The organism is Blautia sp. MSK17_66 (assembly GCF_020538025.1).
In the GTDB taxonomy this organism is placed as follows: Bacteria; Bacillota; Clostridia; order Lachnospirales; family Lachnospiraceae; genus Blautia_A.
In genome coordinates, this window is record NZ_JAJBNQ010000017.1 from 59,390 (window position 1) to 83,224 (window position 23,835).

Annotated in this window: 20 protein-coding genes and 1 pseudogene; all 21 read left to right on the top strand. The window is 44.0% G+C overall.

Annotated features, from left to right (window positions below):
• The first annotated feature begins 13 nt into the window (after nt 1-13).
• Nucleotides 14-931, top strand: a complete 918-nt coding sequence (locus tag LIR34_RS10440; protein ID WP_161284891.1) for a nucleotidyltransferase family protein — start codon at nt 14-16, stop codon at nt 929-931.
• Nucleotides 932-962: 31 nt separating this feature from the next.
• Nucleotides 963-2,312 carry a phosphoglucosamine mutase gene (gene glmM / locus LIR34_RS10445; protein WP_173902718.1) on the top strand — a complete coding sequence of 450 codons (1,350 nt, stop codon included), beginning with the start codon at nt 963-965 and terminating at the stop codon, nt 2,310-2,312.
• On the top strand, nt 2,309-3,457 hold the full coding sequence (locus LIR34_RS10450; protein ID WP_173902719.1) for a tetratricopeptide repeat protein: 1,149 nt from the start codon (nt 2,309-2,311) through the stop codon (nt 3,455-3,457). The genes glmM and LIR34_RS10450 overlap by 4 nt, the downstream gene beginning before the upstream one ends.
• Before the next feature lie 4 nt (nt 3,458-3,461).
• Entirely contained in the window at nt 3,462-4,712 is a 1,251-nt protein-coding gene (gene hflX / locus LIR34_RS10455) for a GTPase HflX (protein WP_173902720.1), read from the top strand.
• 170 nt (nt 4,713-4,882) lie between these two features.
• Entirely contained in the window at nt 4,883-7,258 is a 2,376-nt protein-coding gene (locus LIR34_RS10460; protein WP_173902721.1) for a ribonucleoside triphosphate reductase, read from the top strand.
• 135 nt (nt 7,259-7,393) lie between these two features.
• Nucleotides 7,394-7,813 (top strand): amino acid-binding protein, encoded by a 420-nt coding sequence (locus LIR34_RS10465; RefSeq protein ID WP_161284895.1) that lies wholly within the window; start codon nt 7,394-7,396, stop codon nt 7,811-7,813.
• A gap of 8 nt (nt 7,814-7,821) precedes the next feature.
• The gene (locus tag LIR34_RS10470; RefSeq protein ID WP_173902722.1) at nt 7,822-8,526 is read left to right on the top strand and encodes an AzlC family ABC transporter permease; all 705 of its coding nucleotides are present in this window, start codon (nt 7,822-7,824) and stop codon (nt 8,524-8,526) included.
• Between the two features lie 4 nt (nt 8,527-8,530).
• Nucleotides 8,531-8,851, top strand: coding sequence for an AzlD domain-containing protein (locus LIR34_RS10475; protein WP_173902723.1), 321 nt, complete (start codon nt 8,531-8,533; stop codon nt 8,849-8,851).
• A 163-nt stretch (nt 8,852-9,014) separates the two neighbouring features.
• On the top strand, nt 9,015-9,779 hold the full coding sequence (locus tag LIR34_RS10480; protein WP_173902724.1) for a YveK family protein: 765 nt from the start codon (nt 9,015-9,017) through the stop codon (nt 9,777-9,779).
• Nucleotides 9,780-9,799: 20 nt separating this feature from the next.
• On the top strand, nt 9,800-10,519 hold the full coding sequence (locus LIR34_RS10485; protein ID WP_173902725.1) for a CpsD/CapB family tyrosine-protein kinase: 720 nt from the start codon (nt 9,800-9,802) through the stop codon (nt 10,517-10,519).
• A 17-nt stretch (nt 10,520-10,536) separates the two neighbouring features.
• Entirely contained in the window at nt 10,537-10,947 is a 411-nt protein-coding gene (locus tag LIR34_RS10490) for a hypothetical protein (RefSeq protein ID WP_173902726.1), read from the top strand.
• Nucleotides 10,944-11,966 carry an LCP family protein gene (locus LIR34_RS10495; RefSeq protein WP_173902727.1) on the top strand — a complete coding sequence of 341 codons (1,023 nt, stop codon included), beginning with the start codon at nt 10,944-10,946 and terminating at the stop codon, nt 11,964-11,966. Before LIR34_RS10490 ends, LIR34_RS10495 begins: the two co-directional genes overlap by 4 nt.
• A 59-nt stretch (nt 11,967-12,025) precedes the next feature.
• Complete coding sequence (locus tag LIR34_RS10500) at nt 12,026-12,655, top strand: hypothetical protein (RefSeq protein ID WP_173902728.1); 630 nt, start codon at nt 12,026-12,028, stop codon at nt 12,653-12,655.
• A 218-nt stretch (nt 12,656-12,873) separates the two neighbouring features.
• Complete coding sequence (locus LIR34_RS10505) at nt 12,874-13,572, top strand: ABC transporter ATP-binding protein (RefSeq protein ID WP_173902729.1); 699 nt, start codon at nt 12,874-12,876, stop codon at nt 13,570-13,572.
• A 14-nt stretch (nt 13,573-13,586) separates the two neighbouring features.
• Nucleotides 13,587-15,902, top strand: a pseudogene (locus tag LIR34_RS17980) (FtsX-like permease family protein).
• Between the two features lie 163 nt (nt 15,903-16,065).
• Nucleotides 16,066-16,857, top strand: a complete 792-nt coding sequence (locus LIR34_RS10515; protein ID WP_161284904.1) for a shikimate kinase — start codon at nt 16,066-16,068, stop codon at nt 16,855-16,857.
• Nucleotides 16,858-17,086: 229 nt separating this feature from the next.
• Nucleotides 17,087-18,217 carry a substrate-binding domain-containing protein gene (locus tag LIR34_RS10520; protein ID WP_022215391.1) on the top strand — a complete coding sequence of 377 codons (1,131 nt, stop codon included), beginning with the start codon at nt 17,087-17,089 and terminating at the stop codon, nt 18,215-18,217.
• Nucleotides 18,218-18,449: 232 nt separating this feature from the next.
• Nucleotides 18,450-19,991, top strand: a complete 1,542-nt coding sequence (locus LIR34_RS10525; RefSeq protein ID WP_161284905.1) for a sugar ABC transporter ATP-binding protein — start codon at nt 18,450-18,452, stop codon at nt 19,989-19,991.
• A gap of 43 nt (nt 19,992-20,034) precedes the next feature.
• Complete coding sequence (locus tag LIR34_RS10530; protein WP_022215389.1) at nt 20,035-21,192, top strand: ABC transporter permease subunit; 1,158 nt, start codon at nt 20,035-20,037, stop codon at nt 21,190-21,192.
• 113 nt (nt 21,193-21,305) lie between these two features.
• Nucleotides 21,306-22,319 (top strand): substrate-binding domain-containing protein, encoded by a 1,014-nt coding sequence (locus LIR34_RS10535; RefSeq protein WP_161284906.1) that lies wholly within the window; start codon nt 21,306-21,308, stop codon nt 22,317-22,319.
• Nucleotides 22,316-23,815: a sensor histidine kinase gene (locus LIR34_RS10540; protein ID WP_173902730.1), complete on the top strand. Its 1,500-nt coding sequence runs from the start codon at nt 22,316-22,318 to the stop codon at nt 23,813-23,815. The genes LIR34_RS10535 and LIR34_RS10540 overlap by 4 nt, the downstream gene beginning before the upstream one ends.
• Nucleotides 23,816-23,835: the final 20 nt, after the last annotated feature.

Here is a 23,835-nt window from a genome sequence, read left to right on the forward strand (position 1 = left end):
GGAGGAACCTCAAATGAAAAAAACCGCACTTGTAATCATGGCAGCCGGAATTGGCAGCCGTTTTGGAAAAGGAATCAAACAGCTTGCACCAGTAGGACCGAATGGAGAGATCATTATGGATTATTCTATCCATGATGCACTGGAGGCTGGATTTAACAAGGTTGTATTTATTATCCGCAAGGATCTGGAGGAAGAATTCCGCCGTGTGATCGGAGAGAGAATTGAGAAAATTACAGAAGTTGCCTATGCATTCCAGTCTCTGGATGACCTTCCGGAAGGATTTGAAAAACCGGCAGACCGTACAAAACCGTGGGGAACCGGTCAGGCTGTACTCGCCGCCAAAGCCGTTCTTGATGAGCCGTTTATGGTAATCAATGCAGATGACTACTATGGCAAAGAGGCTTATGTCAAGGTTCATGATTATCTGGTTCAGGAGCAGCCGGAAGATGGAATCCTTCATATTTGCATGGCAGGTTTCCGCCTTGGAAACACCTTAAGTGACAATGGAAGTGTGACAAGAGGTGTATGCCATATTGAAGATGGCGCACTGGTCGGTGTTACAGAAACACATAATATCTTTAAGACAGCAGATGGTGCTGAGACAAGAGATGACAACGGAAATGCAGAGAAACTTGATGTGAAGAGTCTTGTTTCCATGAATATGTGGGGACTGACACCGGTATTTATGGAGACTCTGGAAAAGGGATTTGTTGAGTTCCTTGAGAATGTAGAAGAAGGTGACATCAAGAAAGAATATCTCCTTCCAGAAATGATCGATCGTCTGATCAAAGAAGGCAAAGCAAAAGTAGATGTACTTGAGACAAAGGACACATGGTTTGGTGTGACCTATCAGGAGGACAAAGCTTCTGTGACAGCAGCATTCAAGAAACTCGCAGAGGACGGAGTATATCCGGCGCAGCTTTATAAATAATAGAATCTGTATCTAAGGAGAGCGACAGAACATGGGTAAATATTTTGGAACAGATGGCTTTCGTGGGGAAGCTAATTTGCAGCTGACAGTAGATCACGCATTTCAGGTAGGACGTTACGTGGGATGGTATTATGGACGAGACCATAAGGCCAAGATCGTGATCGGTAAAGATACAAGAAGAAGCAGTTATATGTTTGAATATGCGCTGGTTGCGGGTCTGACAGCCTCCGGTGCGGATGCATATCTTCTTCATGTGACGACAACTCCAAGTGTTTCTTATGTTGTCCGTACAGAGGATTTTGACTGTGGAATCATGATTTCTGCAAGTCATAATCCGTTTTATGATAATGGAATCAAGCTGTTGAACGGAAACGGACAGAAAATTGAGGCAGAGGTAGAAGCCCGGATTGAAGCATATCTGGATGGAAGACTTGAAAAGCTTCCATATGCGACCAGAGAAGATATCGGACGTACCGTTGATTTTGCTTCCGGACGTAACCGTTATATTGGTTACCTGATCTCAGTTCCGAGCTGTGATTTCAAGAATGTCAAGGTTGGTCTGGACTGCTCCAACGGAAGTTCTTCTGCGATTGCGAAGAGTGTCTTTGATGCATTAAGAGCAAAGACCTATGTGATCAATAATGAACCTGATGGAACAAACATTAACAGAAACTGTGGTTCCACACATATTGAGGTATTGCAGAAATATGTTGTAGACAATGGACTGGATATCGGATTTGCTTATGATGGAGATGCAGACCGCTGTATCGCAGTAGATCATAAGGGAAATATCATTGACGGGGACAAGATCCTGTATGTGTGTGGTAAATTCCTTAAATCCCAGGGCAAGCTCAAGGGAAATACGGTTGTCACTACAGTCATGTCTAATATGGGACTGTACAAAGCCTTTGAAAGAGATGGCATTAACTATGAGCAGACTGCGGTTGGCGATAAGTATGTGGCAGAAAACATGATGGAAAATAATTACAGTCTTGGAGGCGAACAGTCCGGACACATTATTTTCAGCCGTCATGCTGCAACGGGAGACGGAATCCTGACTTCTCTTATGATCATGGAAGCCTGCATCGAACAGAAAGCAACTCTTTGTGATCTGGCAAAAGAAATGAAGGTATATCCGCAGATACTCAGAAATGTCCGCGTGGCAGACAAAAAAACAGCAAGAGAAAATCCGGCAGTTATGAAGGCGGTAGAGGAAGCAGCAAGAGCGCTTGGAACTGACGGACGTATTCTTGTAAGAGAAAGTGGTACAGAGCCGCTGATTCGTGTAATGGTAGAGGCCGGTACAGAAGACATCTGTGCACAGCATGTGAATCACGTGGTTCAGGCAATGGAATCAGAAGGATTAATTGTGAAAGAATGAGAAATCAAAGAATCATATGGCTACTGACAGCCGGTCTTGGAGCATTTTTGCTGACCGGCTGCGGCGGAGAACAGAAAAAAACATATGAGCAGGCAAATACAGATCTGGAGCAGGGCAACTATGACTATGCGCTGAATGAATACCAGAGCTGTATTTCGGCCGGATATAAACTGTCAGATTCCTACAGAGGTTCTGGAATCGTGAAACTGCGCACAGGGGATTATCAGGGAGCAATCGATGATCTTACCAGCGCATTGAATGATGAAGAAACAGGGAAATCTGACAGGAAAGATATTCTGGAATATCGTGCTACGGCAGAACTGAAGGCAGAACTCTATGATCAGGCAATGGCTGACTGCCAGACCCTGGCAGAGGATTATTCTCTGACTGCAAACGATTATTATCTTACAGGCTGTGTAGCCCTTGCGATGGATTCCTATGACGAAGCTTCTTCTAATTTTTCGAAGGCTTATGGTGATGAAGCAACCTATGAGATGGCGATTCAGATTTATGAGGCATATCTGGGACATGATATGGAGGCTGACGGAACGAAATATCTGGAAGCTTCACTCAAAACCGAGGCAAAGACAGCAGAGGATTACTGTGAGCGAGGTAAAGTCTATTATTATATGGAAGACTATGATAATGCCAGAACAGAACTGAATGCGGCTGCTGACAAAAACAGTACAGAAGCTGTGCTGCTTCTTGGCATGGTATATATGGCACAGGGAGACACTGCCGGTGCACGCAGCTTTTTCCAGCAGTATATTGAGGCAGACGGTGAAGATCCGGCAAAGGGCTATAACGGGCTGGCACTCTGTGATATTGCAGACGGATCTTATGACAGTGCACTTGAGAATATCAGTAAGGGACTGGGAGATGCGGAATCAGATGAGATGCAGGATCTTCTCTTTAATGAAATCGTAGCTTATGAGAGAAAGATGGACTTTGCAACAGCGCTTTCCAAGACACAGGAATATGTAAATATGTTTAAGGATGACCAGGCAGCAGCGAAGGAATTGATCTTCCTGCAGTCAAGGGTTGGAAATCAGTCAACTGAAACAGCAGCAGATACGTCCGCGGAAAGTACAGCACAGGATAATACAGCAGATACTACTACAGATGAATCTTCCGAGGAGAACTGAGAATATGCAGCTTTATGAATTTAAAGAAACGCAGGAGCGAGTGATACTCATTGGAGTACAGACAGGCGTGGGAGATGATGTTGAAGCTTCTCTGGATGAACTGGATGAACTTGCACAGACAGCCGGGGCAGAAACGGTTGCAAAAGTAATCCAGAACAGAGAGGCGGTTCATCCCGGTACTTATATCGGTAAGGGCAAGATTGAAGAAGTGGCATCCCTTCTGCGTGCACTGGATGCGAATGGAGTGATCTGTGATGATGAGCTTTCTCCGTCTCAGCTGAATAATCTGGAACGGGAGCTGGATTGCAAGGTTATGGACAGAACACTTCTGATCCTTGATATTTTTGCGGGAAGAGCAGTATCCAGTGAAGGTAAGATTCAGGTGGAACTGGCTCAGCTCCGCTATCGGGCAGCAAGACTTGTCGGTCTTCGGGAATCTCTTTCCCGTCTGGGCGGTGGAATCGGTACAAGAGGACCGGGTGAAAAGAAGCTGGAGACAGACAGACGACTGATCCGTACGAGGATCTCTGCACTTAAGGCAGAGCTTTCTCAGGTGGAGAGACACAGAGAACTGATCAGAGGAAAACGTTCCAGGGGCAGCCTTAAGACTGCCGCGATCGTCGGATACACCAATGCAGGGAAGTCAACGCTTCTGAATACGCTCACAGGTGCCGGAATACTGGCGGAGGACAAGCTTTTTGCTACACTGGATCCAACCACGAGAGTACTGGAATTAAAGGACGGACAGCAGATCCTTCTCACGGATACAGTAGGATTTATACGTAAGCTGCCGCATCATCTGGTAGAGGCCTTCAAGAGTACGCTGGAGGAGGCAAAGTATGCAGATTATATCATACATGTAGTGGATGCTTCTAATCCTCAGGCGGAGCTTCAGATGTTTACAGTCTATGAAACATTGAGGGAACTGGGGGCAACAGGCAAAAAAATCATTACACTTCTGAATAAGCAGGACAAGGCACCGGAAACCGAAATCCGTGACCTTAAAGCGGACTATACGGTAAAATGCTCTGCGCGTACAGGCGAAGGTCTGGATGAGTTCAAAGAAGTTCTGGCGAAGCTTCTGGCGGAAGAGCAGATCTATCTGGAGGAATTATATCCTTACAGCGAAGCCGGCAAGATTCAGAAAATCCGTGAATTCGGAAGTCTTCTCTCAGAAGAATATCGTGAGGATGGAATTTTTGTGAAGGCCCGTGTGCCAGCAGAACTCTTTGTTTCCGTGATGCCAAAAGCCTGAAAAGGTACGAAAAACAAGGAAAAAGGGCTTTTTATATATGTTAAAAACAAACACTATATAGTTGTGAAGTGTGAAAGACGACACAATATATAGTGTTTTTGCGTATTGACGCAAAGGATATAGTCTGATACAATAGGTCTACAGTGCAAGACAGGGAGGTATGGTGCAGCATGTTTCAGGTAGTTAAACGTGACGGAGAGATCGCTGACTTTCAGATGTCCAAGATCACTTCAGCCATTGACAAAGCATTTGACGCAAAAGAAAAAATTTACAGTAAGGATATAATCGATCTTCTGGGACTTCGGGTTACTGCAGATTTCCAGAATAAGATCCAGGATAATAAAGTAACCGTTGAGGATATTCAGGATAGCGTAGAGGATGTGCTGATCCAGGCCGGTTACAGTGATGTAGCGAAGGCATATATCCTCTATCGTAAACAGAGAGAAAAGATCCGTAATATGAAATCCACGATCCTCGATTACAAAGAAATTGTAGACAGCTACGTAAAAGTCGAGGACTGGCGAGTAAAAGAAAATTCAACAGTAACTTATTCTGTGGGAGGGCTGATCTTAAGCAACTCCGGCGCAGTGACAGCCAATTACTGGCTTTCTGAGATATATGATAATGAAATCGCAGAGGCACACAGAAATGCAGATATTCATATTCACGACCTGTCAATGCTGACAGGATACTGTGCAGGATGGTCACTGAAGCAGCTGATCCAGGAGGGACTTGGCGGAATTGAAGGCAAGATCACTTCTGCTCCTGCGAAGCATTTGAGCGTACTCTGTAATCAGATGGTCAATTTCCTCGGGATCATGCAGAATGAATGGGCGGGAGCACAGGCGTTTTCTTCCTTTGATACTTATCTTGCTCCATTTGTCAAGGCAGACGGACTTACTTATCCGGAGGTCAAGAAATGTATTGAATCCTTCATTTATGGTGTGAATACCCCAAGCCGCTGGGGAACACAGGCTCCGTTTTCGAATATCACACTGGACTGGACAGTTCCGGATGATCTGGCAGAGCTTCCTGCCATCGTAGGCGGTAAGGAAATGGACTTCAAGTACAAGGACTGCAAGAAAGAAATGGACATGGTGAATAAGGCATTTATCGAGACGATGATTGAAGGTGATGCCAATGGAAGAGGATTCCAGTATCCGATTCCGACCTATTCTATCACGAGAGAGTTTGACTGGTCCGATACAGAAAACAACCGTCTTTTATTTGAAATGACAGCAAAATACGGTACTCCGTATTTTTCCAACTACATCAACAGCGATATGAAACCGAGCGATATCCGCAGCATGTGCTGCAGACTCCGTCTGGATCTGCGGGAACTTCGCAAGAAGAGCGGTGGATTCTTTGGCTCAGGGGAGAGTACAGGTTCTGTGGGCGTTGTAACGATCAATATGCCAAGGATCGCATATCAGTCTTCCACACCGGAGGAATTTTACCGCAGGCTAGATCGGCTGATGGATATTTCTGCAAGGTCACTTCATATTAAGAGGGAGGTGATCACGAAGCTTCTGAATGAAGGACTGTATCCATATACAAAGAGATATCTTGGAAGCTTTGACAATCATTTTTCAACGATCGGCCTGATAGGAATGAACGAGGCAGGATTAAACGCCAGATGGCTTGGCTGTGATATGACTGATGTACGTACCCAGAAATTCACAAAAGAAGTTCTGACGCATATGAGGAATCGTCTGTCTGACTATCAGGAGGAATATCCGGGAGAACTCTTTAATTTGGAGGCAACTCCGGCAGAGTCAACCTCGTATCGTCTGGCAAAGCATGACCGCAAACGCTGGCCGGATATCCGTACAGCAGGAAGTAAGGGAGATACACCGTATTACACCAATAGTTCTCATCTTCCGGTTGAATTCAGTTCAGATATTTTTGATGCACTGGATATCCAGGATGAGCTTCAGACACTGTATACTTCAGGAACTGTATTTCATGGTTTCCTCGGAGAGAAGCTTCCGGACTGGAAGGCAGCGGCATCCCTGGTCCGCAAGATTGCAGAGAATTACAGACTGCCGTATTATACGATCTCACCAACCTATTCTGTATGCAAGGAGCATGGTTACTTAAGCGGCGAACATTTCACCTGTCCGAAGTGTGGCAAGAAGGCTGAAGTTTACAGCCGTATCACAGGATACTATCGCCCGGTACAGAACTGGAATGACGGCAAGGCTCAGGAATATAAGAATCGTACGTTGTATGATGTGACACATTCCACTTTCAAGAAAGTCCACACCAGTATGGTTACAATGACAGGGGATGATGTCAGAGTAGAACCGGTGGAAACACATAAATATCTTTTTACAACCAGCACCTGCCCGAACTGCCGTATGGCAAAGAAGATGCTGGAGGGTGAAGACCTGGAGATCATTGATGCAGAGAAGAATCCGGATATGGCACGTCAGTTTGGAATCATGCAGGCTCCAACGCTGGTCATTACAGATGGAGAGCATCTTAAGAAATATGTGAATGCATCCAATATCCAGAGATATGTAGATGAAGAACTGGATTCATAGGATTACTGTAAATGGAGTAAATAATAATACAAACCGTCAGGAACATTAAATGTTTCTGGCGGTTTACTTTTGTCAGAAAGGGAGTATAATGGTAAAAGCTGAAAGATATATATACAGGATGAGGAGAGAGAACAAATGATCAGACAGAATATCGTATTTATCGAAAACAAGGCAGGAAGTCTCCAGAAAGTAACAGAACTTCTTAAAGAAGCAGGAATTGATATCTATGGGTTTGCATGCTTTGACGCACCGGAGTTTGCATTGTTCCGTATGGTAACAGATAAAGCAGAGGAAGCAGAAAGAGTCCTCACAGAAAATGGCTATATGAATCGTGTGACAGAGGTGATCGCAGTTGACATCAAAGATGAGGTTGGAGGTCTGAATACAGTACTTAAGGTACTGGGAGAGTGTAACGTAAATCTTGATTACATCTATACTTCCTACCACAGAGGAAACAGCCTTCCAATCATGATCCTTCAGACAGATGATGTCTTTGTTACAGAGAGTGTGCTGCATAACAATGGCTTCCATGTGCTGAATAGTCTGGAGGGCTGAGAAATATCATGAACAGTGCAGCATTTAAGCGGGGACTGCATGACGGTGTTCCTATTGGACTTGGATATTTTGCAGTATCCTTTACTTTTGGCATGATGGCAGCGGCGGGTGGGATTTCCGCGGGAGCTGCCGTACTGATCTCACTCACAAACCTTACCTCCGCAGGTCAGTTTGCAGGAATCGAGATTATTTTTGCGTCCGGTTCATTGTGGGAGATGGCACTGACACAGCTTGTGATCAATCTGAGATATTGTCTGATGTCTTTTTCACTTTCCCAGAAGCTGGAACGGGGTACTTCCACGGGGCACAGGCTTCTGGTTGCTTTTGGAGTTACGGATGAAATTTTTGGTGTTAGTGCAAGTCAGGATGGACGTGTCAGTCCCTGGTATAATTATGGTGTCATGGCAGTGGCAATTCCGGGATGGACGCTGGGAACTCTGGTCGGGGCAGTATCCGGGAACCTTCTGCCGGACTTTCTGGTCAGTGCTTTAAGCGTGGCAATCTACGGCATGTTTCTTGCTGTGATCATACCGCCGGCAAAGAAAAACAGGGCAGTCCTTGGAGTCGTGATCGGAGCAATGACAGTCAGTACAGTTTTTGCGGTTGTACCGGTATTAAGAAATGTATCGGCTGGCTTTGTGATCATCATTACAACGGTACTGACAGCAGGAGTGGCAGCATATTTCTGCCCGGTCTTGGAAGAGGAGGCGTAGAGAGATGAAGCCAAACATATATATCTATATTCTGGTTATGGCAGGCGTCACATATCTGATCCGTATGCTTCCCCTGGCACTTTTTAAGAAAGAGATCACAAGTCCGTTTGTGAAATCATTTCTATATTATGTGCCATATGCCTGTCTGGCAGCGATGACCTTTCCGGCTATCCTTACAGCAACAGCAGGAGGCATCCTGTCCGGGCTGGCAGGACTTATTGTAGCCTTGATCGCGGCATACAAAGAGAAAAGTCTTCTCACAGTAGCACTGTTTGCCTGTGCGGCAGTGTTTGTGACAGAGCGGATCATGGGATTTATGATGTAAAAGAAGAAATGTACAGCAAAAAAGACACATTCTGCATAATATGTGGAAGTTTTGTTGATTGACACTCTCAATGTGTGTATGTTACTATGTTAGTTGCATATATAGGGTATTGTGCCTAGGCATCTGGAAATATGCCTAATAAACAGAGGAAGGGAATTATACGATGTTAGAGAATTTGAATTCATATCTTGATGATCCGGTAGACGGAAACAGACAGGATGATGAGGTAGAGATTGATCTGCTTGAGATTTTTTATGTACTGAAATCTAAATTTTTGATTCTTCTGACAGTGGGACTGCTTGTGGGATGTCTCTGCGGAGTCTTTACGAAGTTTGCAATGACTCCGGTATACACCTCTACATCAAGCATACTGGTTCTGTCAAAAGAAACGACACTCACTTCTCTGGCGGATATTCAGCTGGGAACCAGTCTGACAAGTGATTACACCGTATTGATTAAGTGCACTCCTGTTCTTGAGCAGGTGATCAAGAATCTGAAGCTGGATATGAACTCAGATGTTCTGAGAAGCAGTATCTCTATAGTGAATCCGTCAGACAGCCGTATTCTGGAAATTTCCGTGCAGAATACAGATCCGGAAATGGCTAAGAAGATTGTAGATGAGATTGCCAATGTGGCATCTTCTTATATCGGAGACAAGATGGAGGTTATTCCACCTAAGATTATTGAGATAGGCAAGATTCCGACAGTTCAGTCTTCACCAAGCATGAAGAAGAATGTAATGATGGGATTTATTCTTGGTATCGTTGCAGCAGCAGCAATCATAGTCGTAGTTACGATCATGGATGACACTCTGAAATCAGAAGACGATATCGCGAAATATCTCGGGGTTTCTGTTCTTGCGGTAGTTCCGGACAGAAAAGATTATGTTAACTATAAAGGAAAGAAGCGTAAGAAAAAGAGACATTGATTCAGATGGAGGAACCTTAAATGAGGAAAGTTGCGATAAAAGATATCAGAAAGCAGGATTATTTCTACAGTGAAGCTATTAAGACGCTCCGTACAAACATTCAGCTTTCCGGTAAAAGCATTAAGACAATTCTGGTGACAAGCTGTTTTACCAATGAGGGAAAGAGTGATGTTGCACTCAGCCTGGTACAGGAATTGAGCAGTATCGGTAAGAAAGTTCTTCTTATCGATGGTGATATCCGTAAATCAGATTTTGTGATTCGACTTGGCATAGAGCAGGAAGTAATTGGTCTTTCTCAGTTCCTCAGTGGACAGGCAGAAATCAAGGATCTGATCTGTTCTACCAATTATCCGAATCTTCATATCATATTCGGTGGTCCGGTTGCACCGAATCCATCGGGTCTTCTCAGTGAAGATCTGTTCCGAACTTTCATGAAGGAGATTAGAAATTACTATGATTATATTGTGGTAGATACTCCTCCGGTTGGAAGTGTCATTGATGCAGCAGTGATCGCAAGATACTGTGACGGAGGAATCTTTGTTATCGAACCGGGAGTCGTAAGTTATAAGCTTGCACAGAAATGTATCCGTCAGATAGAGAAGAGTGGATGCCGCGTTATTGGTGCAGTAATGAACAAGGTGGATACCAAGAGGGATAAATATTATTCTTCTTACTATAAACACTATGGCGGTTACTATCAGAAACTGGCAACGGCAGAACAGACTGAGAACAAAAAATAAAAGAAAGCAGGTTGAACGTGAGCTGGAACAGTAGAAAAAATAACAAGTTTACGAATATTATTCTGGTGATCATCTGTATTGTGCTGGCTGTGATCCTGGGAAGCTTACTGCTGACAAATCGCAAAGAAGTAAAACAGGAATCAGAACGTCTGGAGAACCTCTCTCAGAAACAGGAGACAGGGATTGAGGATTATGAAGCTGTGAAGGAGCATGCATCTGAACTGAAAGAAGAGGCTGATGAGGAAGACGAGGATGCAGCAGACGCTTCCGGAAAGGAAGAGAAGGCAGAAGCCGACAGGACATCTTCAGATGCCGATGAAACTGCAGAGGATGCCAAGCCTTTAGGGACAGATAAATCTTCAGATGCCGATAAGGCACAGAGTACTGACAAGAGTGATACAAAGGCCGGGGACAGTGATAAGAAATGAGAACTACAGGAAGGCAGCCGCACAGACGAAGTAAGACACTGGTGATTTTCATAGTTGCTGTGATCGTTCTGGCAGCGGCACTGACAGTCGGATATTTCCTGTGGAAACAGACACAGGGAGTTGTAAAGACGGGTACAGTAGGCGGAGAGAATGAAATGGTTTCATCATCGGATCAGAATACGGTGGAGTATGAGGGAAGTACATACACATACAATGATCATCTGAGCAATTATCTGTTTATGGGGATCGATTCATCGGAAGAAGTCAACAATATGGAGAGTCAGATGGATGCAGGTCAGGCAGATTCCATCTTTATCGTTTCGCTGGATCGTGCAGAGGAGACGATTCAGGTGCTTTCTATTCCGAGAGATACGATTACAGAAATCGAGGTTTTTAACCCGTCAGGCACTAGTCTTGGAATGACAGATAACCATATCAACCTTCAGTATGCCTACGGTGATGGTAAGGAAGAAAGCTGTGAACTGATGAAGACAGCGGTTTCGAACCTCCTTCACGGACTGCCGATCCAGGGATACTATTCTATGAACATCAGCGGTATCTCAGAAGTTGGAAAGCTGGTGGGAGATGTGGAGATTGTTGTACCAGATGACAGTCTGGAGGAACATGACCCTTATTTTAAAGAAGGGGCGACGGTCATTATCAACGGTGACAATGCAGAAGAATTTCTGCGTTATCGAGATACAGGAAAGTCACAGAGTGCACTGGTGCGCCAAGAACGTCAGAAAACTTATCTGAAAGCACTGATACCGAAGCTTCAGGAGAAAATGCAGACGGATTCCTCGTTTGTGGGAAGGCTGCTGGACGACATTCAGCCATACACAGTAACAAATATGGGAAATGATGTCTTTGTAAAGCTTCTGAATGTAGCGGGAAACAGCACGTTGGAAACGCAGACAGTTCCCGGTGAGGGCGTAGAAGGGAAGTACTATGATGAGTATCATGTGAATGAGGATGAACTATATAGATTGATTCTTTCTATGTTTTATCATAAAATATGAGAAGATAGTTAGCACGTAAGTACTATTATCTAAATAAAATCTAAAAGGAGAGATGTAAGATGAAGCTCAGAAAATGTATCATGGCATGTGTTGTTGCAGCAGCAGTAGTAGTTACTTCAGCAGTGACTGCAATGGCAGCAGGAAGTATTGATAAGAATGGCAAAGTAAATGGCAATCAGATACCAAATGGCTACAAGCTTGAAGTTACAAAAGAAGACACACCTGTTTACCCGGAAATTCAGAAAATATATAAAATTCTTCCGCAGGCAATTGCTTCTGTAAACAAGGGCGAATACAAAATGAAAGATTTCATTGCTGACATGAACAAGGAAGCTGCCCAGAATACAGACCTTACTGAAGCTGCCAAAGAAAATCTGACACAGATTGCTGAGAAACTGGAAGGAACAGAATTCGTTACTGTTTTCTATTCTCTGAAAAAAGAAGAGAACTTAGGCGTAGAGATCAAGAAAACAGAAGATGGCAAATATAAAGTACCTCTTACTGTTGAGAACCTCACAAAAGATTTAACAGGTCTTAAAGTTCTTGCTTACAATGCAGTAAAAGGTGAATGGGAGATCGTTGAGATCCCGGCAGATGCTATCGACGTAGAGAATCACACAGTTACATTTGCACTGGAAGATATTTCACTGTTCTCCATTATTGCTGATGACCCGGCAGCAGCGAAATAATCGCTTCAGAATCTAAGATTAAATAATCAAACAAATCAAACCCCTCTGATGATCAACAAAAGATTGTCGGAGGGGTTTTCTCTTTATACTGTGTAATAAGAATTTGTTGATAAAGTTTTTCAAGTAAGAAACTGCGGCATTGACAATAAAGATAGTTTAAACTAACATAATAGTCATAAGGTTACACTGAACTAACAGGATATGAAAAGGAGACTATTATGTTTTTGGAAATAAAAGATATCCATAAGTCCTTCGGAACGGGAGAAAGTCGGATAGAGGTACTGAAAGGCCTGGATATGGAAATCGGGAAGGGGGAATTCTGCGTATTGCTGGGACCATCAGGCTCCGGCAAATCCACATTTCTGAATATTATCGGCGGCATCGAGAGTGCAGATGAAGGGAGCATTTCCATAGAGGGTGAATATCTGGCTGATATGACGGAAAAGAAATTATCACAGTACAGGCGGAAGCATCTGGGATATATTTTTCAGATGTACAATCTGATCCCGAACCTGACAGTACGCGAAAATATAGAGGTCGGGGCATATTTAAGTGACCATGCGCTGGATGTGGATGAGCTTCTGCAGATCCTGGGACTTACAGATCATCAGAAAAAGCTACCGAACCAGTTATCGGGTGGTCAGCAGCAGAGGACTGCAATTGGCCGTGCAATCGTCAAGAATCCGGATATTCTTCTCTGTGATGAACCTACGGGAGCCCTTGACTACAATACCTCCAAGGAAATACTGAAGCTGATCGAGACGGTTAACCAGAAATACGGAAATACAGTTGTCATGGTTACACACAATGATGCGATCAAGGATATGGCAGACCGTGTCGTAAAACTCCGTGACGGAATGATCCGCAAAAACTATCTGAACGAGCACAAGATCCCGGCGGTAGATCTGGACTGGTAAGGGAGGTGCGGATGATGAAAAATCCATTAAGAAAGCGTATTCCGAGAGAACTCAAAAGCGAGATTGGAAAATACCTGGTGATTTTTCTGCTCATGCTCGGAACCATCGGTATGGTATCCGGTTTTCTGGTGGCGGATGGAAGTATGATCAAGGCATATAATGAAAGCTTTGAAAAATACAATATTGAAGATGGAAACTTCCGCACGGGAGAAAAGGTATACCGTGGGCAGAGAGAAGCAATGGAAGAGCAGGGCATCAAAATCTATGAGAATTATTATATAGAAGAAGCTTTGACAAACGGAAGTACGATGCGGTTTTTCAAGAACAGAGATGAAGTCGACAAAGTATGCATCATGGAAGGAAGATTACCGAAAACAACTGGAGAAATTGCGATTGATCGTATGTATGCCGACAATAACAGCCTCAAAATCGGAGACACCCTGAGCAGTGGCGATAAAACCTGGAAAATTGCAGGACTGATAGCACTGTCAGACTACAGTGCCCTCTTTCAGAATAATAATGATTCGATGTTTGACGCAGTTAAATTTGGAGTTTCTGTTGTCACGCCGGAGGAATTTGATTCTCTGGATCAGGAAAAACTGCAGTATAACTATTCCTGGATCTATGATAAGAAGCCGAAAGACGAGAAAGAAGAAAAAGAAGTATCAGAGGATCTTATGAAAGAGATGGGGAAGGTTGTCACTCTGGAAAATTTTGTCCCGAGGTACCAGAACCAGGCGATTATTTTTACCGGGGATGACATGGGCGGAGACAAGGCGATGATGGTCATGCTTCTTTATATTGTTATTGCGATCATGGCATTTGTCTTTGGTATTACGACTGGCAATACGATTACAAAGGAAGCGGGGGTGATCGGTACTCTCAGAGCTTCCGGTTATACAGGAAACGAGCTGATCTGACACTATATGACCCTTCCGGTGCTGGTCACGCTGGCGGGTGCACTGGCTGGAAATGTGCTTGGATATACTGTGTTCAAAGACGTATGTGCGGGAATGTACTATGGAAGCTACAGCCTTCCGACCTATGTGACGGTATGGAATGCGGAAGCCTTTCTTATGACGACAGTGGTACCGATCGTAATCATGGTACTGGTGAATTATGGAATCCTTCATCACAAAATGCGGCTTTCCCCACTGAAATTTCTGAGAAGAGATCTTTCCGGAAAAAAACAGAAGCGTGCAGTTTCTTTAAGTCCGAGGATGAAGATTTTTACCAGATTCAGATTTCGTGTGATCTTTCAGAATATCAGTAATTATCTTGTCCTGTTTGTAGGGATTCTTTTTGCAAACCTGTTGTTAATGTTCGGATTGTTGCTTCCGTCGGCTCTGGATCATTATCAGCTGGAGATCCAGAATAATATGCTGGCAAAATATCAGTATATGCTGTCAATGCCGGTGAGTATCCTCGGAGGCGGAAATAAACTGGACAGTCTGGTGGATATGCTGCTTTTTTCGCACGACACACAGACGGATAATGAGGATGCGGAAGAATTCAGTGCCTATTCACTGAACACACTTCCGGGGAAATATAAAAGTGAAGAAATAGTTCTCTATGGAGTGAAAGAGAACAGCAGATATATCCAGGCAGATTTTTCGGAGGGTGTTTATATTTCAGAAGCTTATGCGGAGAAATTCAGGATAGATCCGGGAGATACCATTACCTTGAAAGAAAAATACGAGGATGATGAGTATTCCTTCTTGGTTTCAGGAATTTATGATTATACAGGTTCGCTATGCATCTTTATGGAGCAGGAGAAATTAAACCGTATGTTTGATCTGGGGGATGATTATTTCAGCGGATATTTCAGCAATACCGAGATCACAGATATTGACACAGGGTATATCGGCTCTGTCATCGATCTGGACGCGCTGACAAAGATCAGCCGTCAGCTGGATGTTTCTATGGGAAGCATGATGGGAATGATCAATGTTTTTGCAGTTGTGATCTATATGATCCTCATTTATCTGCTGTCCAAGATCATCATAGAAAAAAACGCCCAGTCTATTTCCATGACCAAGATTCTCGGTTATACAAATGGAGAGATCAGCAGACTGTATATCCTGTCGACTTCTCTGGTGGTCATTCTCTGGCTGCTGTTGAGTCTTCCGATAGAAACTGCGATCATGGAAGTTCTTTTCCGGGAAATGATGCTCGCGAGTATTTCGGGCTGGATCACACTCTGGATAGATCCGAAGATTTATGCAGAGATGTTTGGTGCGGGAATTCTGACCTATGCAGTGATTGCATTGCTGGAATACAGGAAAATCTGCAGGGTACCTATGGGGGAAGCTCTCAAAAATGTAGAATAAAATCCACACTTTATATTGTTAAAGCGTTAAATAGCTGTTATAATAAGAACACGAAATTGTTCACAGTAAAGAATTCTATCAATATGAGATATAAGTAACTGTGAGGGTACTGAACAGTTACAGATATAAATATAACAGAGGTGAACGGAAAAGAGGAAACGATATGAGTCAGCTGGATATACTGAGAGAGAGTCTGGGACAGTGCGATGAGATCCTTCTGGATGCACTGCTTATGCGTAACAGAATTGTAGAGGATATCATGGTATACAAAGAGGCCAATGATATTCCGATTCTTCAGCCAGAGCAGGAGGCAAAGCAGAAGGAATGGCTTGCCAGAAGAATGGAAGGAAAGCGCCACAGAAACGAAGTAGATGCTGTTTTTGAGGAAATCACCAGAAACAGTAAGAAGATTCAGGCACGCAAGCTGTTTGATTATAATATCGTACTGATCGGATTTATGGGAGCGGGCAAATCCACAATCTCTGATTTTCTGAAGACTGTTTTTGCCATGGACGTGGTAGAGATGGATCAGATCATTGCAGAGAGAGAGGGAATGTCCATCTCTGATATCTTTGAGACTTATGGAGAGGAGTACTTCCGTAATCTGGAGACAGAGCTGCTGATCGAGATGCAGTCCAGGAAAAACGTGGTTATTTCCTGCGGCGGCGGTGTTCCGATGAGAGAGCGCAATGTTGTCGAGATGAAGAAAAACGGACGTGTAGTTCTTCTCACCGCTAAACCGGAGACCATTCTGAACCGTGTCAAGGACAATCATGACAGACCGCTTCTGGAAGGCAATAAGAATGTCGATTTTATCGCAGAGCTGATGGAGAAAAGACGCGAGAAATATGAGGCTGCCTCTGATATTGTTATCGAGACAGACGGCAAGGACAAGCTGGAGATCTGTGAGGAACTGGTACACAGCCTCCGAGCTCTGGATGCAGAGAGTAAATAAGGCAGCAAAATAGCATACAACTCCCTGTCAATAGCATAATTTTACTATCATTTATAAAGATTTTACTAAAATATCCAGATGAGTCCCATCTGGATATTTTTTTCGCAAAAATTGAAAGATGCATCAAAAAACAGTCCATTTTGTTTAATATATCCATATGGTATTATAATCTCATCAAAAAGCTATACGAAATAGCTAATAAGAACGAATAAAAAATGGGAGGTTTCTTATGAAGAAAAAATTAGTTTTAGCGATGGCAGCAGCAATGGCAATCACATCCTGTGCAGTTCCTGCATTTGCTTCTGATGATGCAGCAGGCGGCGGAAAGATCGGAATTTCCATGCCGACACAGTCTCTGGAGCGTTGGAACAGAGATGGTTCTTATCTGGAAGAACAGTTCAAAGCAGCTGGCTATGATGTAGAGTTGACATACTCCGACAACGAAACAGACCGTCAGGTAAATGATATCCAGAACCTGATCTCCGACGGAGTTGACCTTCTGGTAGTTGCAGCTATCGATGGTGAAGCACTTAACACAGTTATGGATGAAGCTAAAGATGCTGGAATCCCGGTTATTTCTTATGACCGTCTGATCAAATCCGATGCAGTTTCCTACTATATTTCCTTCGATAACTACACAGTAGGTACTCTTCAGGGACAGTACGTAATCGATACTCTGGATCTTGACAATGCAGGTGACAAAACTTACAACATCGAGTTCACAGCAGGTGACCCGGCAGATAACAACGCTGGATACTTCTTCAACGGTGCTTACGATACTCTGAAACCTTATCTGGATGCAGGAACATTAAACGTAGTTTCCGGACAGACAGATTTCGACTCTGTTGCAACAGCTCAGTGGGATACACAGACAGCTCTCGAAAGAATGCAGAACATCCTCGCTTCCTACTATGCAGACGGAACACAGCTTGATGTAGCTCTTTGCTCCAATGACTCTACAGCACTTGGTGTTACACAGGCGATCGAGTCTGACTATGCAGGCAAAAATGACGTTCTGATCACAGGACAGGACGGTGACGAAGCAAACCTTGCAAACATCGTTGACGGAAAACAGTCCATGACCGTTTACAAAGCAGTTGCAAACGAAGCAGTCGTAACACTTGACCTTGCAGAAGCAATGCTGAAAGGTGACACAATTGATGAATCTCTGATCACAAACTCTGGCTGGGATTTCGATTGTGCATATGATACAGAATCCTATGAAACGTCTGATGGAAACAAATGCCCATCCTTCCTGCTTGTTCCTACAGTTGTAACCAAAGACAACATGAAAGAAGAACTTGTTGACACAGGATACTACACACAGGACGATGACGGATACCTTCATCCAGCAGGCTGATACTTCCGCAGAGTCATATAGATATCAAGAAGATGTGAATCATGCTTGCATGAATGAACAGATTCTTGTATAGCTATATGACGAGCAAACAACATGAGCAAAAAGAGAGCTGTGAAACAGCGGTTTTGCGAATGGTGTTCTGCTTAGGCAGTGAGCAACCAGTAAATATATAAACTTGAATTAAATGGGCGGGGTGAATGCCCCGCCTGCTTTTTGGAAAGGGGGCGCCATTTTGGCAGACAATATTTTAGTAATGGATCACATTACGAAGGAGTTCCCCGGTGTCAAAGCTCTGGACAATGTAAATCTTGAGGTCCAGCGAGGAGAGATTCACGCGCTGATCGGTGAAAACGGTGCGGGAAAATCCACACTGATGAACGTATTAAGTGGTCAGTATCCATATGGAAGTTATACAGGTACCGTTACCTATGAAGGCGAGGAATGTAAGTTTAAAAACCTGAACGACAGTGAAGCGAAAGGTATCGTCATTATTCATCAGGAACTTGCACTGATTCCGTTGCTTTCTATCGGAGAGAATATGTTTCTCGGAAACGAGATTAAGAATAAAAGAGGTAGCATTGACTGGGACAAAACATACAGTGAAGCAGAAAAACACATGGCTCAGGTTGGGCTCCATGAATCTGCACAGACACTGATCAAAGATATCGGAACAGGTAAACAGCAGCTGGTAGAGATCGCCAAGGCATTTTCCAAGAAGGTTAAACTTCTGATCCTGGATGAGCCTACCTCTTCTCTGAATGATGAAGATGCCAAGATGCTTCTGGATCTTCTGATGGAATTCAAGAAAAACGGTCTTACCTCTATCATCATCACACATAAACTGAATGAGATCATCTATTGTGCAGACCGCTGTACGATCATCCGAGATGGTACAACGATCGAAACACTGACAAAAGGCGTAGATGACTTAAGCGAAGACCGTATCATCAAAGGTATGGTTGGCCGTTCCATGGATGACCGTTATCCGGCCAGAAAGCATAACATCAGCAAAGATGTCATGCTGGAAGTAAAGAACTGGACCGTACATCATCCGCTTTATCCGGAAAAAGTCGTAGATGACAATATTTCCTGTAAAGTACATAAAGGCGAGGTTATTGGTTTCTCCGGACTGCAGGGTGCAGGACGTACTGAGTTTGCAATGTCCGTATTCGGAAAGAGCTACGGAAGCAACATCAGTGGTGAACTCTATATCAAGGGAGAAAAAGTAAACCTCAAGAATCCGCGTGATGCGATCCGTCATGGTCTTGCCTATGTAACAGAAGACCGTAAGACAAACGGTGTGATCCTCGGAGAATCTATTCGATTTAATACAACGCTTGCACGACTTTCCAAAGTCTGTGAAAAGGGCGTGATCAACACAGATCTGGAAGTGCACCTGGCTGATGAGATGACAAAGGAAATGGGAACCAAGACTCCTTCCAATGAGCAGAAGATCGGCAACCTTTCCGGTGGTAACCAGCAGAAAGCACTTCTCGGCAAATGGATGTTTACAGAACCGGATATCCTGATTCTGGATGAGCCGACACGAGGCATCGATGTAGGTGCAAAATACGATATCTATTGCCTGATCAACAAAATGGTAGAAGATGGAAAATCAGTTATCATGATCTCATCCGAAATGCCGGAGCTTCTTGGTATGTGTGACCGTATCTACGTTATGAGTGAGGGCCGTCTGGCAGGCGAACTCAGTGCCGAAGAGGCAACACAGGAACGTATTATGGCTTCGATCATGCAGGAGCAGAATAAGAAATAAGGTCGAAACGTGAATTCGATTCTACCGGGAAAGGGGTAAAAAAATGAAGTTTAATGTAAAAGATTTCTTAAGAAAATATACAATGGTCATTGCACTGGTAGTTGTATTTATCCTGTTCTGTGGCCTGACAGATGGAAGACTTCTGTATGCACAGAATATGTCAAACCTGATGCTTCAGAATGGTTACGTTCTGGTTCTTGCATGTGGTATGTTGTTATGTATCCTGACAGGTGGTAACATCGACCTTTCTGTAGGTGCTGTTATCTGTATGGTCGGCGGTCTTGCAGCCGTCATGATCGGTAACAAAGGAATGAACCCATATCTTACCATTATCATCTGCCTCGTTGTAGGTCTTCTGGTAGGTGTATGGCAGGGTTACTGGATCGGTTACAAACGTATCCCTCCATTTATCACAACACTTGCAGGTATGTTCATCTTCCGTGGATTTGGACGTCTGATCCTGGACAACAAGACTGTTTCTATCCAGGACAAAGGTTTCCTGAATGTATTTACATCCTACATCAATATTCCTGGACTTGACGACACAGCAAACTATTCTGCACTGATCGTTGGTATCGTAGTTGCAGTTTATGTGATCTTCAACGTAGTTCGTTCCAGAGCAAACAAAGCAAAAAGAGGATATCGCCAGAACACAGCATTTTCTGATTACAGCAAAGCAGTCATCATCGCAGCAGTTATCCTCTGGTACTGCTACAAACTGTTCCAGTACAAAGGTATCTCCATCATGTTCGTATGGGTTGTTGCAATCTGCCTGATCTACAACTTCATCACATCCAGAACAGCATTTGGACGTTACTTCTACGCAATCGGCGGTAACGAGAAAGCTACACAGCTTTCCGGTATTGATACAAACAAAGTTTACTTCATCGCATATGCAAACATGGGACTTCTTGCAGGTCTTGCAGGTCTTCTTTGTGCAGCACGTGTAGGTTCTGTAAACGGTAGTACAGGTACATCCTTCGAGATGGATGCGATCGGTTCCTGTTTCATCGGTGGTGCTTCCGCATACGGCGGCAGCGGTACTGTAGGCGGTGTAGTGATCGGTGCTCTTCTCCTCGGTGTCATCAACATGGGTATGTCCATCATGGGTATCGGTGATTCCTGGCAGTACGTAGTAAAAGGTGCCGTACTTCTTATCGCAGTTGTATTTGATGTATTATCCAACAGAAAGAACGGCTGATCGATCTGATCAGATTAACAAGAGGAGTCATTGTGCAAAAGCAATGGCTCCTTTTGCAATGCTGTCATAATTGTGTTACAATATGAAAAAATACAAAGGAATTATGATGAATTATGAAAAAATTTACACTGACAGTTTTTTGCATACTGGCAGGATGCATCTTTTTTCTGTCAGGGATCTGGGTCTACTTTCAGAAATCCATGGATAAGGTGGATCTGGGCGAAGGAGAATATGCAGCGAGTTATCAGAAGCACTATCTGATGATCTCCAATGACAAAGATACCCTGATGTGGCAGTCCATCTACCAAAGCGCCAGCGAAACTGCCAAAGAAGCCGATGCCTACGTCGAACTTCTTTCACCGGAACAGATGAAGAATTACACACAGGAAGACTGTCTGCGGATCGGGATCGCATCTCACGTTGACGGGATCATTCTTGAAGCAGACGGAAGCAAGGCCGAGCAGAAACTGATCGAAGAGGCTGCCCGCGAGGGAATCCCGGTTGTCACGATCCTTACAGACGATTCTGCATGCCGCAGGATCAGCTTTGTCGGTCTGAACAGTTATGAGATGGGAAGTGCTTATACTGACCAGATAGCAGGAATGCTGAATGAAAAAGGGACTACACAGATCCTGTTTCTTTCGACTTCCAGTTCCAAGACACAGGAGACCAATCTCGTTTACTACCAGGTAAAAAAAGAACTGGAATCCAGGAAAAAAACAGACCAGTCTGTCAATCTGTCAGAGTACTGTGTGGATAGCAGTGCAGATTTTGACACGGAAGAATTTGTCCGGGATATGTTTGTAAATGAGGAAAGTCTGCCGGATGTCCTGGTATGCATGGATGAAGTCGTGACGGAATGCGTATATCAGGCCCTGGTCGATTATAACCAGGTTGGAAATGTCAAGGTGATCGGTTACTATTATTCCGATGTGATTCTGAATGCGATCGACAAGGGGATCCTGTCCTCCACGATCGCGATGGATATGGATGAAGTAGGAAAATACAGTGTCAACGCACTGGAAGAGTATTTATCTCTTGGGCACAGCAACGGATATTACAGTGTAAATCAGCATGTGATCACAAAGGATAACACCGATGAGTACAGAACGGAGGGCGAAAAATGACAGAAAAAAAGGACACCCCTTCCGTAAATAATTCCATACAGACCAGACTGAGCGGAGTCATGCTCATGGTGCTTGTCTTTGCACTCGGGATCAATTTCTTTATTTTCAGTCAGATCCAGAATGCCGTTACCAGGATCGATGCGGTCTTTTCCAGCAATGTCGATGTGAATGAGCTTTCGGAAGCACTGGAACTTGTTGAGAACACAGTCTATGAATACCTGAATACAAAAAGTACCGAGACACTGGAAAACTATTACCGTTATGACCAGAATTACAAAAATCTGATCGAAGATCTCAACGACAAAAACATGGACAGCGAAGTAAAGATGCTCGAAAAAAACATCCGCAGGATGTCCGAGAGTTATCTGGATCAGACAAATGAGACAGTTCAGGCGAAGCGAGGAAGAAATGTAGAGAAATACAAGACTTCCTACGAAACAGAAAATCAGCTCTATGAATATATCAACACTTACATATACAAATTAAATAATTTGCGCTTTAAGACAAACTCAGCAAATTATCAGTTATTACTGTCATCGATGAATGTGCTGTACAGACTCTGCCTGATCGTACTGATCGTCGTCTATGTGGTTGGGCTTGCAGTGACGGTCCTTCTGGTGCGGAATATGATTCGCCCGCTGACCGCTCTTTCCAATACGGCACATGAGGTTGCAAAAGGAAATCTCGATGTTCCGCAGCTTCCTATTGTTATGGATGATGAAGTTGGAGTCGTGACGAGAAGTTTTAACCAGATGCTGGAGAGCATCCGCGAGAACATCGACCAGCTCAAGGAAAGCATGGAGCGGCAGGCGCAGATGAAGGAACGAGAGCTTATGATGGAGGCACACCTTAAGGAAGCACAGCTGAAGTTCCTTCAGGCGCAGATCAATCCGCATTTTCTGTTCAATTCCCTGAATGCAGGTGCACAGCTTGCGATGATGGGAGATGCGGACAAGACAGGTATATTTCTGGAAAAAATGGCGGATTTTTTCCGGTATAATGTGCGCAAGATGGAAGAAGATGCGATGCTCTGGGAGGAGATCGAGGCGGTAGATAATTATATCTACATCCTGAATGTGCGCTTTGCCGGAGATATTGTATATATCCGGGAAATAGATGAAGACATCGAAAACATCCGCATTCCAAGCATGATCCTTCAGCCGCTGGTAGAAAATGCCGTCCAGCATGGAATCCATGACCGCATGGAGACAGGACGCATTGTGATGTCTATCCACAGAAACCAGGATATGATCGATATCACGGTCAGCGACAATGGTGCGGGAATGACGGAAGAAATGATCGCGAAGGTTATGGAAGGAAGAGCAGTGCAGGATGAAGAAAACCGCTGTTCTACAGGAATCGCGGTACATAATGTCATAGAAAGACTGAAGCTGTATTACAAACAGGAAGGACTTATGACGATCGAGAGTGATGGACCTGGAACCGGAACGAAAGTTCATATTGTCATTCCGATGGAAAAAGAGGAACTGGAGTAGCATAAGAAAGTGGAGGGGAA

Excerpts from the sequence above, each read along its gene's own strand:
- LIR34_RS10515 (WP_161284904.1), top strand. The coding sequence starts at position 16,066 with ATGAGTCAGCTGGATATACTGAGAGAGAGTCTGGGACAGTGCGATGAG.
- glmM (WP_173902718.1), top strand. The coding sequence starts at position 963 with ATGGGTAAATATTTTGGAACAGATGGCTTTCGTGGGGAAGCTAATTTG.
- LIR34_RS10530 (WP_022215389.1), top strand. The coding sequence starts at position 20,035 with ATGAAGTTTAATGTAAAAGATTTCTTAAGAAAATATACAATGGTCATT.
- LIR34_RS10505 (WP_173902729.1), top strand. The coding sequence starts at position 12,874 with ATGTTTTTGGAAATAAAAGATATCCATAAGTCCTTCGGAACGGGAGAA.
- hflX (WP_173902720.1), top strand. The coding sequence starts at position 3,462 with ATGCAGCTTTATGAATTTAAAGAAACGCAGGAGCGAGTGATACTCATT.
- LIR34_RS10520 (WP_022215391.1), top strand. The coding sequence starts at position 17,087 with ATGAAGAAAAAATTAGTTTTAGCGATGGCAGCAGCAATGGCAATCACA.
- LIR34_RS10480 (WP_173902724.1), top strand. The coding sequence starts at position 9,015 with ATGTTAGAGAATTTGAATTCATATCTTGATGATCCGGTAGACGGAAAC.
- LIR34_RS10470 (WP_173902722.1), top strand. The coding sequence starts at position 7,822 with ATGAACAGTGCAGCATTTAAGCGGGGACTGCATGACGGTGTTCCTATT.
- LIR34_RS10535 (WP_161284906.1), top strand. The coding sequence starts at position 21,306 with ATGAAAAAATTTACACTGACAGTTTTTTGCATACTGGCAGGATGCATC.
- LIR34_RS10440 (WP_161284891.1), top strand. The coding sequence starts at position 14 with ATGAAAAAAACCGCACTTGTAATCATGGCAGCCGGAATTGGCAGCCGT.
- LIR34_RS10460 (WP_173902721.1), top strand. The coding sequence starts at position 4,883 with ATGTTTCAGGTAGTTAAACGTGACGGAGAGATCGCTGACTTTCAGATG.
- LIR34_RS10475 (WP_173902723.1), top strand. The coding sequence starts at position 8,531 with ATGAAGCCAAACATATATATCTATATTCTGGTTATGGCAGGCGTCACA.
- LIR34_RS10540 (WP_173902730.1), top strand. The coding sequence starts at position 22,316 with ATGACAGAAAAAAAGGACACCCCTTCCGTAAATAATTCCATACAGACC.
- LIR34_RS10465 (WP_161284895.1), top strand. The coding sequence starts at position 7,394 with ATGATCAGACAGAATATCGTATTTATCGAAAACAAGGCAGGAAGTCTC.
- LIR34_RS10495 (WP_173902727.1), top strand. The coding sequence starts at position 10,944 with ATGAGAACTACAGGAAGGCAGCCGCACAGACGAAGTAAGACACTGGTG.
- LIR34_RS10500 (WP_173902728.1), top strand. The coding sequence starts at position 12,026 with ATGAAGCTCAGAAAATGTATCATGGCATGTGTTGTTGCAGCAGCAGTA.
- LIR34_RS10485 (WP_173902725.1), top strand. The coding sequence starts at position 9,800 with ATGAGGAAAGTTGCGATAAAAGATATCAGAAAGCAGGATTATTTCTAC.
- LIR34_RS10450 (WP_173902719.1), top strand. The coding sequence starts at position 2,309 with ATGAGAAATCAAAGAATCATATGGCTACTGACAGCCGGTCTTGGAGCA.